This is a genomic window from Veillonella parvula (genome assembly GCF_040097785.1).
Taxonomy (GTDB): Bacteria; Bacillota; Negativicutes; order Veillonellales; family Veillonellaceae; genus Veillonella; species Veillonella parvula_D.
This window is the reverse complement of the sequence record NZ_JBBNNS010000001.1, coordinates 731787-746669: the sequence shown is the minus strand read 5'-3', so window position 1 is coordinate 746669 and position 14883 is coordinate 731787. Positions and strand designations below refer to the sequence as shown.

At 39.2% G+C, this 14883-nt stretch carries 12 protein-coding genes; all 12 read left to right on the top strand.

Going from position 1 to position 14883, the window contains the following annotated elements; all coding sequences use genetic code 11:
* Positions 1-83: 83 nt before the first annotated feature.
* The gene (locus tag AAA071_RS03515; protein ID WP_287518483.1) at positions 84-716 is read left to right on the top strand and encodes a hypothetical protein; all 633 of its coding nucleotides are present in this window, start codon (positions 84-86) and stop codon (positions 714-716) included.
* 104 nt (positions 717-820) lie between these two features.
* Positions 821-1408, top strand: a complete 588-nt coding sequence (locus tag AAA071_RS03510) for a DUF3793 family protein (RefSeq protein ID WP_008714331.1) — start codon at positions 821-823, stop codon at positions 1406-1408.
* A 10-nt stretch (positions 1409-1418) separates the two neighbouring features.
* Positions 1419-1838 carry a flavodoxin gene (locus AAA071_RS03505; protein WP_004696544.1) on the top strand — a complete coding sequence of 140 codons (420 nt, stop codon included), beginning with the start codon at positions 1419-1421 and terminating at the stop codon, positions 1836-1838.
* A gap of 398 nt (positions 1839-2236) precedes the next feature.
* Entirely contained in the window at positions 2237-2869 is a 633-nt protein-coding gene (locus AAA071_RS03500; RefSeq protein WP_349234036.1) for a helix-turn-helix transcriptional regulator, read from the top strand.
* 9 nt (positions 2870-2878) lie between these two features.
* Positions 2879-4090, top strand: a complete 1212-nt coding sequence (gene dpaL / locus AAA071_RS03495) for a diaminopropionate ammonia-lyase (RefSeq protein WP_278466366.1) — start codon at positions 2879-2881, stop codon at positions 4088-4090.
* Positions 4091-4102: 12 nt separating this feature from the next.
* Positions 4103-5413: a YgeY family selenium metabolism-linked hydrolase gene (locus tag AAA071_RS03490; protein ID WP_349234035.1), complete on the top strand. Its 1311-nt coding sequence runs from the start codon at positions 4103-4105 to the stop codon at positions 5411-5413.
* Between the two features lie 153 nt (positions 5414-5566).
* On the top strand, positions 5567-6760 hold the full coding sequence (gene ygeW, locus AAA071_RS03485; RefSeq protein WP_004696537.1) for a knotted carbamoyltransferase YgeW: 1194 nt from the start codon (positions 5567-5569) through the stop codon (positions 6758-6760).
* 68 nt (positions 6761-6828) lie between these two features.
* Positions 6829-7764: a carbamate kinase gene (arcC, locus tag AAA071_RS03480; RefSeq protein ID WP_004696535.1), complete on the top strand. Its 936-nt coding sequence runs from the start codon at positions 6829-6831 to the stop codon at positions 7762-7764.
* A gap of 54 nt (positions 7765-7818) precedes the next feature.
* Positions 7819-9147, top strand: coding sequence for a putative aminohydrolase SsnA (gene ssnA, locus AAA071_RS03475; protein ID WP_004698706.1), 1329 nt, complete (start codon positions 7819-7821; stop codon positions 9145-9147).
* A 28-nt stretch (positions 9148-9175) separates the two neighbouring features.
* The gene (locus AAA071_RS03470) at positions 9176-10867 is read left to right on the top strand and encodes a selenate reductase (RefSeq protein WP_349234034.1); all 1692 of its coding nucleotides are present in this window, start codon (positions 9176-9178) and stop codon (positions 10865-10867) included.
* Entirely contained in the window at positions 10864-12213 is a 1350-nt protein-coding gene (gene hydA / locus AAA071_RS03465) for a dihydropyrimidinase (RefSeq protein WP_287507254.1), read from the top strand. Before AAA071_RS03470 ends, hydA begins: the two co-directional genes overlap by 4 nt.
* Before the next feature lie 17 nt (positions 12214-12230).
* Entirely contained in the window at positions 12231-14780 is a 2550-nt protein-coding gene (gene xdh, locus AAA071_RS03460) for a selenium-dependent xanthine dehydrogenase (RefSeq protein WP_349234033.1), read from the top strand.
* The last annotated feature ends 103 nt before the right edge of the window (positions 14781-14883 follow it).

Here is a 14883-nt window from a genome sequence, read left to right as displayed (position 1 = left end):
GAATAGCCTAAGCCATTGTTTGGCTTTAATCTCTAGATGTTGTATTGCTAGCTTATTATATTAAAGCTTTGATGAGGAAAAACATGAAGAAATTAGTATTACTTGCTACGGCAGCGGCTGTGTTGGCATCTGTGCCAGCTACTGGTTCTGCAGCAAATATCAAGTCCATTTTAAATAGAAGTCAAACTGTAACATATCAAGGTGTTAAATTGCCTGAAGGTGTTACTATGTATCAAAACAATCCTAAAGCATTATTTGCAGGGGAAGGGAAAAAAGACGTTAAATCTGTACTTCTTGAAGCAGGTGTATCTTCTGCAGATGTATATACATTAAATATTAAAACAGAAAACGAAATGCGATATGCTGTTTATGCTAATGTTGTATTAGGTAAACAATTATCTGGTCGTATGAGTGAAGCAAAACATATGAATACAGATTCTTCCTCAATTGGTGCATTGGCCGCTGCTATTAACAAGGGTGAGAGCCCTGCGCTTGGCACTTTTACGGTAATAAATCCATTAGTAAAACAAGGCAATGCCTATGAAGGTACATTGAAATATAAAAGTGTAGATAATAATAATTCTTATAATGAGATATTACATATTAGTATTTCTGAAGATAAATATACAGGACCAAATACTCATTTAATCGCTGTTGATGAAGCTAATGATAGTGTTGTATTCCCTAAAGTTAAAGGTTTATTACATACCAAATAATAAATAATTATTGAAAATATATATCAATTATTCTTGACAATTTTTCTCATCAAGAGTACTATGAGCCTATAGGAATTATTCTCATTAGAGGTAATTCTAACGATGTGCAACAGGCAGGTACTATTATGATGAATTCAATTGACCATATCATTGGATATCATTGTGCACCGGCAATTCGAGGTATTAAGCTATCGAACTTGGTTTCTATTCCACGGGACATGAATGAACAAATCCAATTTGTATTGATAGAGTATAATAAAGCGTTCAATGAAAAAGGCTTGTTCTTCTTTGAATTATGTCGTTGTAAAGCGCGAAGACTATTATTGGTATTCCGTGAGAAGCAATTAAGAGACTATGTACGCCAACCTGCAGTGATGTTATTTTTGAAAGCCTACGGTTATCATGATCGAATGAGCATTATGGAGATGCTTGAACATCTTAGATATCGTATGGAAGTAAGCATTGAGTTTCCACATGAAATCGGCATTTTTCTGGGTTACCCATTAAAGGATGTGAAATGTTTTATTTCTTATCGTGGTGGGGGATACCGAATGTGCGGAGAGTGGAAGGTTTACCATGATGTGGTAAATGCACAACGCTCTTTCTTGTGTTACAAAGCATGTCGTGAATTTTGTCAAACTCAATTGATGTTGGGAAAAACATTTAGTTCATTGGTCGCAAGAACGGCCTAGGAGGTACAAGATGATTGGTGTAATTTTTTGGTCCGGTACAGGCAATACAGAACGCATGGCTTATGAAGTAGCTGAAGGTATTAAAGCTGCAGGTCAAGAAGTTGAAGTAAAATCCGTTTCTGAAGTATCTGTTGATGAAGCAGCCGCTTATGAAAAATTAGCTCTTGGCTGTGCTGATATGGGTGCAGAACAATTAGAAGAAGGCGAATTTGAACCATTCTACACTGAACTAGAAGGTAAGTTGAGTGGTAAAAAAATAGCAATCTTTGGCTCCTATGGTTGGGGTGGTACTTGGTTGGAAGACTGGGGTACTCGAATTAAAGATGCTGGTGGTGAATTAGTGGCTGATGGAGTAGCAATCTTGGGCGAACCTGATGATGATGGTAATGCACAATGCCAAGAATTAGGTAAAACATTAGCAAACGCTTAATTTGATTTTAATTACTAACATAAATACTAATAGTTAATAATAAAAGGTTGTAATGACGATAACTCGTTATTACAGCCTTTTTTGTATGTACTTATAATTGATATGATGGTGCAAAGGTCATTAAAAATTTTGATATCGTTAAGTAAATGTGATGAAAATCATAATATTTATTTATCTTTATCTCTATTTGTGTATATAAGCGCATAATTATAAATAACTTTAATGCATAATTATATTGCATTTTTGTACACATAGTCCTATAATTTAGTTAAAGAACCTAACAAAAATTTAGGTTGATACAAAAATAGTTAGGGTTAATTTTATATTAGCTATTAACCGGGCTGGCGTAATTTAAACTGGAAAGGTTAACCAATGACATTGGAAGAGGGGTTATTTCAATGAGTACATTAGAGCGAATAAAAGTCATAGCCCATGGATTAGCGGCGCAATTTGGCCCATCCTGTGAAGTATTGATTCATGATTTACAAGGGGATATTAATTCGTCTCTTGTATATATTGAGAATGGAACTATAACTAATCGACATGTTGGTGATGGTCCATCGCATGTGGTTTTAGATGTGCTGAGTCATGACGATGGTAGCGAGGGTAGATTTGGTTATCTCACAAAAACTAAAGATGGCCGAATATTAAAATCTTCTACCATGTATATTCGTGATGATACAGGTCGTATAGCATACTTGTTGGGGATTAACCAAGATATAACAGAGTTTGTTTTGATGCATCGGCTTTTGGATAGTCTGGTCAATACAGGTCAGGAAGATGTAGGATCTGTTGAAAAAATTACGACGAGTGTATCGGAACTATTAGATGATTTATTACTAGACGTAGAACGTATAGTCGGTAAACCAGGACCATTGATGAATAAGGTGGAACGCTTAAAAGCTATTACCTATTTAAACGAAAAAGGGGCTTTTCTTATCTCGAAGTCTTCCGAGAAGATAGCAGAGTATTTTAATATTTCTAAGTTTACTCTTTATAGTGATTTAAATACTGTAAAGGAAGAATCCTAGGAGGCAAATATGGAACGAATTCAGTGGAAACGTAATACGATGGCACCATCAAGTGACAAGTTTTTGTCCGTTATGGATGTTAGAGAGGTTAAGAAAGCTAAAGCGTTTCATGAAAGTTTTCCACAATATAGCATTACTCCACTTGTATCGCTTAAGAATTTAGCATCTCATATCGGTGTTGATGCACTCTTTGTAAAAGATGAATCTTACCGATTTGGCCTTAATGCATTTAAGGTATTAGGCGGCTCCTATGCGATGGCAAAATATGTGGCGCAACAAACTGGTAAAGCTGTTGAGGATGTACCATATGATGTATTAACATCTGCAAAATTAAAAGAAGAGTTTGGTCAAGCTACATTCTTTACTGCCACTGATGGTAACCACGGTCGTGGTGTAGCATGGGCAGCCAATAAATTAGGTCAAAAATCTGTAGTATTTATGCCAAAGGGTTCTACAGAATATCGTAGAAAACAAATTGAAAACGAAGGCGCTACCGTAACAATCGAAGACTTCAACTACGATGAGTGTGTACGCTTAGCAACTAAAAAGTCTAAAGAAGTTCCTAACGGTGTTGTAGTTCAAGATACTGCATGGGAGGGTTATGAAGAAATTCCAAACTGGATTATGCAAGGCTATGGCACAATGGCTATGGAAACAGCAAATCAATTAGAAGCTGATAATTGTAAAGTTCCTACACATGTATTTGTACAAGCTGGTGTAGGCTCCCTTGCCGGTTCTGTAGTGGGTTACTTCACTAATCTATACCGCAATGTGGCTAAAAAACCTAAATTAGTTGTTGTAGAAGCGGCAGCAGCAGCTTGTTTATACAAAGGCGCTGTAGCTGATGATGGTAAACCTCGTATCGTAGAAGGTGATTTAGAAACAATTATGGCCGGTTTAGCTTGTGGTGAACCGAACACGGTTTCTTGGGATATTTTAAGAAATCATGCAGATGTATTCGTTTCTGCGCCTGACTGGGTGGCACGTTTAGGCATGCGCGTTGGTGGTGCACCAATTAAAGGCGATACTCCAATTACTACTGGTGAGTCTGGTGCAGTTCCATTAGGTCTTGTAATGGCAATTATGACGATGCCGGAATATGATGACTTACGGAAAGAGTTAGAATTAGATGCGTCTTCAAAGGTACTCTGTTTCTCCACTGAAGGTGATACGGATCCTGAAAGATATAAAAACATTATGTGGTATGGTGAAGATCGTTAGGAGGCATTAATTATGGATTTACAAGCAATTAAACAAGCAGCGGCAACTTATGGCCCAGCGATGACAAAGTTTTTACGTGAGATCGTAGCATTCCCAGGAGAAAGTGCTGAAGAAAAAGATCATGTAAAACGTATAGAACAAGAAATGAAAGACCTAGGATTTGATGAAGTTGAAGTAGATCCTATGGGGAATATTCTCGGATATATGGGTACAGGGAAAACTCTCATTGCCTTTGATGGACATATTGATACAGTTGGTATTGGCAATCGTGACAATTGGGATTTTGATCCATATGATGGTTTCGAAGACGAAACTAAAATTGGTGGCCGTGGCGTATCTGACCAATTGGGTGGTATTGTATCCGCTGTATACGGCGCTAAGATCATGAAAGATTTAGGCCTTCTTAACGACAAATATCGAGTACTTGTTGTAGGTACAGTTCAAGAGGAAGATTGCGATGGTCTTTGCTGGGAATACATGATTAAAGAACGCAATATCCGTCCTGAATTCGTAGTATCCACTGAGCCAACTGATGGCGGTATCTACCGCGGTCAACGTGGTCGCATGGAAATCCGCGTAGACGTACAAGGCGTATCTTGCCATGGTTCTGCTCCTGAACGCGGTGATAACGCAATTTATAAAATGGCAGATATACTTCAAGACATCCGTGAATTAAATGCTAACTCTGCTGATGAAAGCACAAAAATTAAGGGCCTTGTTAAAATGCTTGACCCTAAATTCAACCCTGACCATTACGAAGAAGCTCGCTTCTTAGGTCGCGGTACAGTAACTACTTCCCAAATTTTCTATACTTCTCCAAGCCGTTGTGCAGTAGCTGACTCCTGTGCTATTTCCTTGGATCGTCGTATGACTGCTGGTGAAACTTGGCAAAGTTGTTTGGCAGAAATCGAAGCGTTGCCACATGTTAAAGAATATGGTGCGAAAGTATCCATGTACGAATATGCTCGTCCATCTTGGACTGGTTTAACCTATCCAATCGAATGCTACTTCCCAACATGGGTAATTCCTAAAGAGCATAAAGTAACAGAAGCTTTGGAAGAAGCATACACTAGCTTATATGGCAACGAACGTATTGGTGCAGAAGATACAGTTGAAATGCGTAAAGCTCGCCCATTAACTGATAAATGGACATTCTCCACAAATGGTGTATCTATCATGGGCCGTAATGGCATTCCATGCATTGGCTTCGGTCCTGGTGCAGAAGCACAAGCACATGCACCTAACGAAATTACATGGAAAGAAGATCTTGTAACATGTGCTGCTGTATATGCATTATTACCATCCGTATATTGCAAAAATTAATATCACATACATTGAATTAGATTTAATATAAACGGAATAACTGGAAAATAGTTGATATTTAGAATTTCATATAGTGCCTCACTATTTGATGAGGCATCGTATAAAGTTAGATCCTAAGTAGCCCTTTAGGGAATTGAAAGAGAGGACTTACAGATGACAGACTTCAATAAAAGTATTGAAACTTTACAAAAATTAGACGTTAGTAAAATGTACGGCGAAGATTTCTTCTTAACTTGGGAAAAATCTGATGATGAATTGCAAGGTGTATGGGCAGTAGCTGATGCATTACGTGCTCTTAGAGAACGCAATATCTCTACTAAAGTATTTGACAGCGGTCTTGGCATTTCTTTATTCCGTGATAACTCTACAAGAACACGCTTCTCCTTTGCTTCCGCTTGTAATTTGCTAGGTCTTGAAGTTCAAGATTTAGACGAAGGCAAATCTCAAATCGCTCACGGTGAAACAGTTCGTGAAACAGCTAATATGATTTCCTTTATGGCAGATGTTATCGGTATTCGTGATGATATGTATATCGGTAAAGGCAATGCTTATATGCATCAAGTTTCCGATGCAGTTAAAGAAGGTCATGAAGATGGTGTATTAGAGCAACGCCCAACACTTGTAAATCTACAATGTGATATCGACCATCCTACACAAATCATGGCTGATACAGCTCATATCATCAAAGAATTTGGCGGTGTAGAAAACCTTAAAGGTAAAAAGATTGCTATGACGTGGGCGTATTCTCCATCCTATGGTAAACCTTTATCAGTACCTCAAGGTGCTATTGGTTTATTCACTCGTTTAGGTATGGAAGTTGTATTAGCACATCCAGAAGGCTACGAAGTAATGCCGGAAGTTGAAGAAATCGCTAAGAAACAAGCTGAAGCTAGCGGCGGTTCATTCCGTAGAACTAACGACATGAAGGATGCTTTCAAAGATGCAGACATCGTATATCCTAAGAGCTGGGCTCCATTCGGTGCAATGGAAAAACGTACAAAACTGTATGGTGAAAATGATCATGAAGGTATTAAAGCATTAGAAAAAGTTCTTCTTGAAGAAAATGGTAAACATAAAGATTGGGCATGTACGGAAGAGATGATGAGTCTCACAAAGGACGGCAAGGCTCTTTACTTACATTGCTTACCAGCAGATATTACAGGTGTAAGTTGTGAAGAAGGCGAAGTAGATGCAACAGTATTTGATCGCTACCGCATACCTCTTTATAAGGAAGCAAGCTACAAACCATATGTTATTGCAGCTATGATTTTCCTTAGCAAATTTAAAAATCCTGTAGAAACCTTAAAAGAATTAGAACGGAAGGGAACCGAACGAGTTCAACCGTAAAGTAAAGTTTAGGGGCCATCCGTATTGATGGCTCCTTTTATTCTTAATAGTTTGTTATGAGGCATAACATGAAAAAGAGAGTTGTAGTAGCACTAGGGGGGAATGCATTAGGCAATTCCTTACCAGAACAGAAAATTGCAGTAAAAAGTACAGCTAAAACAATTATTGATTTAGTAGAAGCTGATTGTGACGTAGTGGTAACACATGGTAATGGACCTCAAATTGGTATGATCAACAATGCGATGGCTGCATTGACTCGTGAAGTAGAAGGTCAACCAAACACTCCATTATCTGTATGTGTAGCAATGAGCCAAGCTTATATTGGTTATGACTTACAAAATGCTCTTCACGAAGAGCTTTTAAATCGTGGTATTAAAGATTTGCCAACAATGACTATGGTTACACAAGTACTTGTTGATCAAAATGACCCAGCTTTTCAAAATCCTACAAAACCAATTGGTCATTTTATGACTCAGGAAGAAGCTGAATACGCAGAAAAGAATTACGATTATGTGGTAAAAGAAGATGCGGGTCGTGGTTATCGTCGTGTGGTGGCATCTCCAGCACCAAAAGAAATCATTGAACTAGAAGCAATTAAAGGTTTAGTAGGTAAACAATTAATTGTTGCTTGTGGCGGGGGAGGTATCCCAGTAACTAAAGAAGGTAATGAACTTCATGGTGCAGCTGCTGTTATCGATAAAGACTGGACTAGTAGTTTATTGGCCCAAGAAATTGATGCTGATGTTCTCGTTATTTTAACAGCTGTTGAAAAGGTTGCCATTAACTTTGGTAAAGAAAATGAAAAATGGCTTGATGAAATAACCGTTACACAAGCTAAAGAATATGTATCAGCTGGTGAGTTTGCAGAAGGCTCGATGAAACCAAAGGTAGAAGCCGCTATAGCATTTGCAGAATCCAAAAAAGGCCGTGTCTCAATTATCACATTATTAGAGAAATCTAAAGATGGTATAGCAGGAAAAACAGGCACACGTATCGTATTATAATAATATATAAGTTTATAAGTATGCATTTCAACGAATCGTTGAGGAGGTGCCCACATGATTATATTAGGAAAAGGTACTGTTATTACTCGCGACGCTGATAGACCTATCATTTATGATGGTGCTGTTGCTATCGACGGGACTCAAATTGTTGATATTGGTAAATATGATGAATTATGCAAAGCTTATGCAAACGCAGAAATTATTGATGCTCATGGTGGCTTGATTATGCCAGGTTTCATTAATGCACATCATCATATTTACTCCGCTCTTGCACGAGGCTTATCGTTGCCAGGTCCAGCACCGACTAACTTCGGTGAAATCTTGGAAGGACTTTGGTTCTACTTAGATAATAAATTGACGGCTCCAGATGTAAAAGCAAGTGCATTACTTACGTATTTAGGCTGTATCGAAAATGGTGTAACTACTATTTTTGACCACCATGCAAGTTATGGTGAAGTTCCTAACAGCTTATCCATCATTGCAGATGTAGCTAAACAATTCGGCGTTCGCTCATGTTTATGCTATGAAGTATCCGACCGCAATGGCGTAGACCAAATGAAAGCCGCTGTTGCAGAAAACGTACGTTTTGGTAAAGAAGCAAAACAAGATCCATCCAGACTGGCGGCGATGATGGGCTTGCATGCATCTTTCACATTGAGCACGGAAACATTAGATTATGTGAAAGCTCATAATGAGGATCAGTTGGGTTATCATGTTCATGTTGCAGAAGGTCCTGAAGATGTGGCCGATAGTAAAGAAAAGTATGGCATGACACCTGTTAGACGCCTCGTAGAGGCAGGTATTTTATGCCCTAAGAGCATCGCTGGTCACTGTGTACACGTAACTGACGAAGATGTGGCATTATTGAAAAAATCTCAAGCTAAGGTCGTACATAACCCAGAAAGTAACATGGGTAATGCAGTAGGCACGACAGATATCTTGAAACTATTAGATGCAGGGATCACTGTTGGGCTTGGCACAGATGGTTATACAAATGATATGCTCGAATCTTATAAAGTAGCGAATTGTCTCGTGAAACATGAGCAACATAAACCATATGTAGGCTGGGGCGAAGTACCTCATATGCTATTTGAAAACAACCGCAAAATGGCTAATGAATTCTTCGATACTACGGTAGGCATCCTTAAAAAAGGTGCTGCAGCTGACGTAATTGTTCTTGATTACGCAGCACCAACACCACTTGATGAAAACAACATCAATGGTCACTTACTATTCGGTGCTAATGGTATGTATGTGGTAACAACTATTAGTGATGGTGTACCACGCATGATTGATCGTAAATTACAAGGCATTGATAAAGCTGAAGTAATGGACGAAGTTTTAGCAACATCTAAAGGTTTATGGAAACGACTAAACCCATAACGCAAGCGCTTTAAAGGAGTGTGACATTATGAGTGACATTATGTATCCGGTAAGTTTCGGAAATTTGATGAACCACATTATGACTGAGTACAAGATGTACAATCGTATTTACAATGTAAATAAAATTCATCGTACGAATCATGATCAACGCTTATCTATCTTTGGTAAATCTATTGAAAATCCTGTAGGTCCAGCGGCTGGCCCTAATACACAGTTGGCACAAAACATTGTGGCATCTTATGTAGCTGGTGCTCGTTGCATTGAATTAAAAACCGTACAAATTATGTATGGTGAAGAACTAGGTATTCCTAGACCTTGTATCTACTCTGTAGACGAAGCATACAACGTAGAATGGTCTTCTGAATATAGCTGTGATGAAGCTGCTGATGAATACATTAAAGCTTGGTTCGCATTAAAATTAATCTCTAAAGAATTAGGATTAGGCGATCCAGATGGATTCTTATTCATCATGAGTGTTGGCTACAACTTAGCTGGTATCAAGAGCCCTATGGTTGATAAATTCATCAACACAATGCGCAGTGCATCTCAATCTCCAATGTGGGATACATGTAAACAATGGTGCCTTGACCACGTAGATGAATTTGAACATATCGATGCTGATTTCATCAACTCTATTGGTGATGAACTTTGTCAAGCAATCACATTGTCCACAATGCACGGTTGCCCAGCAGAAGAAATCGAATCCATTTGTTCTTACCTTATCAGTGAAAAAGGTCTTCACCTATACTTAAAATGCAATCCTACATTGTTAGGTCCAAAACGCATTAGAGAATTATTGGATAACGCTGGCTTTGAGTACATTGACTTTGAAGATCACCAGTTTGAAGTTGACCTTCAATTTGACAAAGCTGTTCCAATGTTAGAACGTCTTATCGCTCTTGGTGAAAAACATAACAAGATTTTTGGCGTTAAATTGACAAATACATTCCCTGTACAAATTCACAACAATGAATTGCCAGGCGAGCAAATGTACATGTCTGGTAAATCCTTATTACCTGTAACAATTGGTGTAGCTGAGCTCCTAAGTGCTCAATTCGGCGAACGTTTACCAATGTCTTACAGCGGCGGTGCCGTAAAACAAAACATCAAAGCTATCTTTGATTGCGGTATCTGGCCGGTAACAGTATGTACAATTCTTCTGCAAGGCGAAGGTTACAATATTTTCAAAGGCTTAGCAGACGAAGTAGAATCTACTGATTACAATGCTGCTTTAAAAGTTCATAAAGAACTTATCGCTGAACTTGCTAAAGATATCGCTGAGAACAAAATTTTCAAAAAGAGCGATGCTATGAAGAAAAAACGTGAAGCAATGCCATCTTTCCCAGGTACACGTAGCTCTGACTACCACTGCCGCGTAGTTTGTGGCGCTTGTGTTCGCGTATGTCCTAATAGATGTAATGAAGTCGTTACTGTAAATGATGCTAAATTGATCGTCCATGTTGATCAAAGCTGTAATGAGTGTGGTAACTGTGCATGTCATTGCGTAGAACCTTGTCAACCATACAAGGATCGCATTACATTCTTCCACAATGCTGAAGCTTTAGCAGATAGTACAAATGATGGTTTCTACATCAAAGGCACTAGCTGTGGTTATCGCTTCAAAGGTGAAGAAGCCGTATGTGACATTGATGCATTACCTAAAGAATTGAAAGGAGTTGTACATGCCTTCTGTAAAGAGCATGTGTACTATGTATCATGATTATCATACAACAAGGGGAATTGGTCTTAGCTGATCGAATCCTTACCGGAGATTTATTAATTGATGGCGACAAAATTGTCGCCATCGATGAACACGTTCCTGTTCCAGAAGGGGCTAAAGTAATTGATGCAAAAGGTTGCTACGTATTCCCAGGATTTATAGATCCTCATACGCACTTTCAAATGACCAATACTTTAGCATCGACTGCGGATGATTTTGATAGTGGTACGAAGGCTGCTATACTTGGTGGGACTACTTCAATCATCAATTTTGCTTCTCCCGAGGATGGCTCCCTTTGTAAAGGTTTAGAAGTTCACAAGGAGCGTGCCGCAGGGCGCTGCTCCTGTGACTACAAATTCCATATGGAGCTTGTAGAAATGAATGAAGAGGTATCTCATGAAATACCAAAGGTTGTAGAAGCTGGTGTATCGTCCTTTAAAGTGTACTTAGCGTATGGCTTCCGTTTAACAGATCGAGAAATTTATGATGCTATTGAAGCTATAAAACCAACGGGTGCGCTTGTAGGGGCTCACTGTGAAAACGGTGATCTTATCGATGCCTTTGTAGCAGATAAACGTAAACGTGGTGAATTAGATGTAGACAATCATCCACTCACAAGACCGGCCATGATTGAATCGGAAGCGATTAAGCGATTTAGTACAATTGGTGCTGCATTAGAGTATCCCGTGCATATTGTGCATGTAAGTTCTAAAGAAGGCGTAGATGAAGTTCTACGTGAGCGGGCATTAGGACATCAAGTGACTTGTGAAACATGTCCACAGTATTTGGTGCTTGATGAATCACGATATAAATTACCTGATTTTGAAGGGGTTAAATTTGTGATGAGTCCTCCACTTAGAACGATACAAGACCAAATGGCATTGAAGCATGCACTAGTAAATGGTGTATTCCAAACCATTGGTTCCGACCATTGTAGCTTTACCTTTAATGATCAAAAATTAAAGAGTCGGTATGACTTTACCCGAATTCCTGGAGGTATTCCTGGAGCCGAAGAACGGGGCATCATTGCTTATGATGTGTTGGTTAACCAATGCAATATGAGCGCTGTAGATTTTATGAAATTAGTTAGTGAAAACCCAGCAAAGCTATATGGCATGTATCCCAAGAAGGGTACATTAGCTGTAGGTAGTGATGGGGATATAACAATTGTAGATAAGCATATAGAACATGTGCTTTCAAAAGAGTCCGCCCATACAAAGGCTGACTATATACCTTACGAAGGAATATCTGTAACTGGCAAGGTTCGAGATGTTATCCTTAGAGGTCACCATGTGGTACAAGATGGATCCTTAACAGAATCGTATCTTGGTGAATGTATTCCTTAATGAGAGGAGGGCTATATATGTACCGCTTTCAAGTGAATGGCACCCAATATGAGGTTCAAGAGGATCAACGTTTAATTGATTTCTTGCGAGCTGATTTAAAGTTGACGGGCACTAAAGAAGGTTGTAGTGCTGGTGCATGTGGTACGTGTACAGTAATTATAGACGGAAAAAAAGCAAAGGCTTGTGTAAGCAAACTATCTCAATTAGATGGTAAATCAATTGTCACGATTGAAGGTTTATCTGAACGAGAAAAAGCAGTATACACCTATGCTTTTGGTGAATGCGGAGCGGTGCAGTGTGGTTTCTGTATACCAGGTATGATTATTAGTGCAAAAGTATTGATTGACGAAAATAATGACCCTACACCTGACGATGTTAAAAAGGCGATATTAGGTAATATTTGCCGTTGTACAGGCTATGTAAAAATTGAAGAGGGCATTATGCTAGCTGCAAAAATGTTCCGTGAGAACTTACCAGTTCCAGAAAAGGATACAAATGGTAATGTAGGTGCTCGTTTACACCGTGTAGATGCTGAGGAAAAAGCATTAGGTACTGGACAATACTCTGATGATATCTATATGGATGGCATGATTTATGCCAAAGCATTGCGTTCTAAATATCCACGAGCTAGAGTTGATCGTGTTGATGTGTCTAAAGCTCTTGAACATCCAGCATGTGTAACGGCATTGACTGCTAAGGATGTACCATTCAATAAGACTGGTCATTTAGTACCGGATTGGGATGTACTTATCGCCGAAGGTGATATTACACGTTATGTAGGCGATGCAATTGCACTTGTTGCAACTACAGAAAAGAAATATTTAGACGAAGTATTGGCTCTAGTTGAAGTTGATTATACTGAATTAGAACCCGTACTAGATCCATTGGAAGCACTAAAACCAGATGCTCCTCAGTTACATCCAGAGGGAAATGTATTATCTCGTCAAACATTATCTCGTGGCGATGTAGATAAGGCTATTGCAGAGGCTGCTTTTGTAGTAACAAATCATTATTCCACACCTCAAACCGACCATGCATTTATGGAACCAGAATGTGCCGTTGCATATCGTGAGGGTGATGAAATTCATCTGCATTCAGGTAGCCAAAATGTTTATGATGATCGTCGTGAAGTTGCTCGTATGCTTGGTATTCCGAATGAGGCTGTAAAGGTTCACAGTATGCTCGTAGGTGGTGGCTTTGGTGGTAAAGAAGATATGACCGTACAACATCATGCATCACTCGTAGCTTGGCTTACAGGAAAACCAACTAAGGTACTTTTCTCCCGTCAAGAAAGTCTCAATATTCATACTAAACGTCATGCGATGGAAATGGATATTACAACAGCTTGTGATGCGGAAGGTAATCTGGTAGCAAGTAAGGTAAATATCGTTTCTAATTGTGGCGCGTATGCATCTTTAGGTGGTCCTGTACTTCAACGTGCTGGTACTCATTCTTGTGGCCCTTATCACTTTGATAATTTTGCCTTTGATGGTGTATGTGTTTATACAAATACTGTTCCTGGTGGTGCATTCCGTGGGTTTGGCGTAACACAAACTATCTTTGGTCAAGAGCAAAATATTGATGAATTAGCTGCGTTGGTAGGCATGGATCCTTGGGAATTCCGCTACAAAAATGTTGTACGCCCTGGTGACTCATTACCAAACGGCCAAATTTGTTCCAAAGAAACCGCTTTAGTAGAATGTTTGGAAGCTGTAAAAGATGCATATTATGCCTCTGATTGTACTGGCCTTGCGGTATGTTTGAAAAATAGTGGTATTGGTGTAGGACTACCTGATACGGGTCGCGTTATTTTAGAAGTACGTGATGGTAAAGTTCGTATTCGTACGGGTGCCGCTTGTATTGGTCAAGGCATGGCTACTATGGCAACACAAGTACTTTGTGAAACGACAGGCTTAACGGCGGATAAAGTATTTGTAGAACGACCTGATACAGTACGTACACCAGATTCTGGTACAACTACTGCATCTCGCCAAACGCTCTTTACCGGTGAAGCAACGCGTAAAGCAAGTCTTCGCTTAAAAGAAATGTTAGATACTAAAACATTAGAAGAACTGAATGGCGTAGAGATTTATGAAGAGTTTCTCGGTGAAACAGATCCATTTAATTCTGATAAATCGCATCCAAAAAATCACGTTGCCTATGGTTATGGTGCATGTGTAGCAACAATTGGTGAAGACAATAAGGTTGCTAATTTACATGTAGCATACGATGTAGGTCGTGTAGTGAACCCTCAATCCTGTACAGGTCAGGCCGAAGGTGGTGCCATTATGGGAATGGGGTATGCCGTTACAGAAGACTTCCCTTATAAAGAAGGGTATGTAACATCTAAATACGGTACGCTAGGACTTCTTAGAGCTACCCAATGTCCTCCAATTCATGTAAGTCTTATCGAAAAAGGGACACCAGAACAATATGCATACGGTGCTAAAGGTATTGGCGAAATCTCTAGCATTCCGATTGCACCGGCTATTGCAAATGCGTATCGTCGTATCGACGGAGAACCACGTAGGTCCTTGCCGATTAAACATACAGGTTATAAAAAATAGAATATTTGCTTAATGGTAGGGGCTTTTGCCCCTAGCCATCAAGGTTCCCACGTGAAGTCGATGAGATTTCTAAACTCTATCATGTACGATAGTATGACTATAT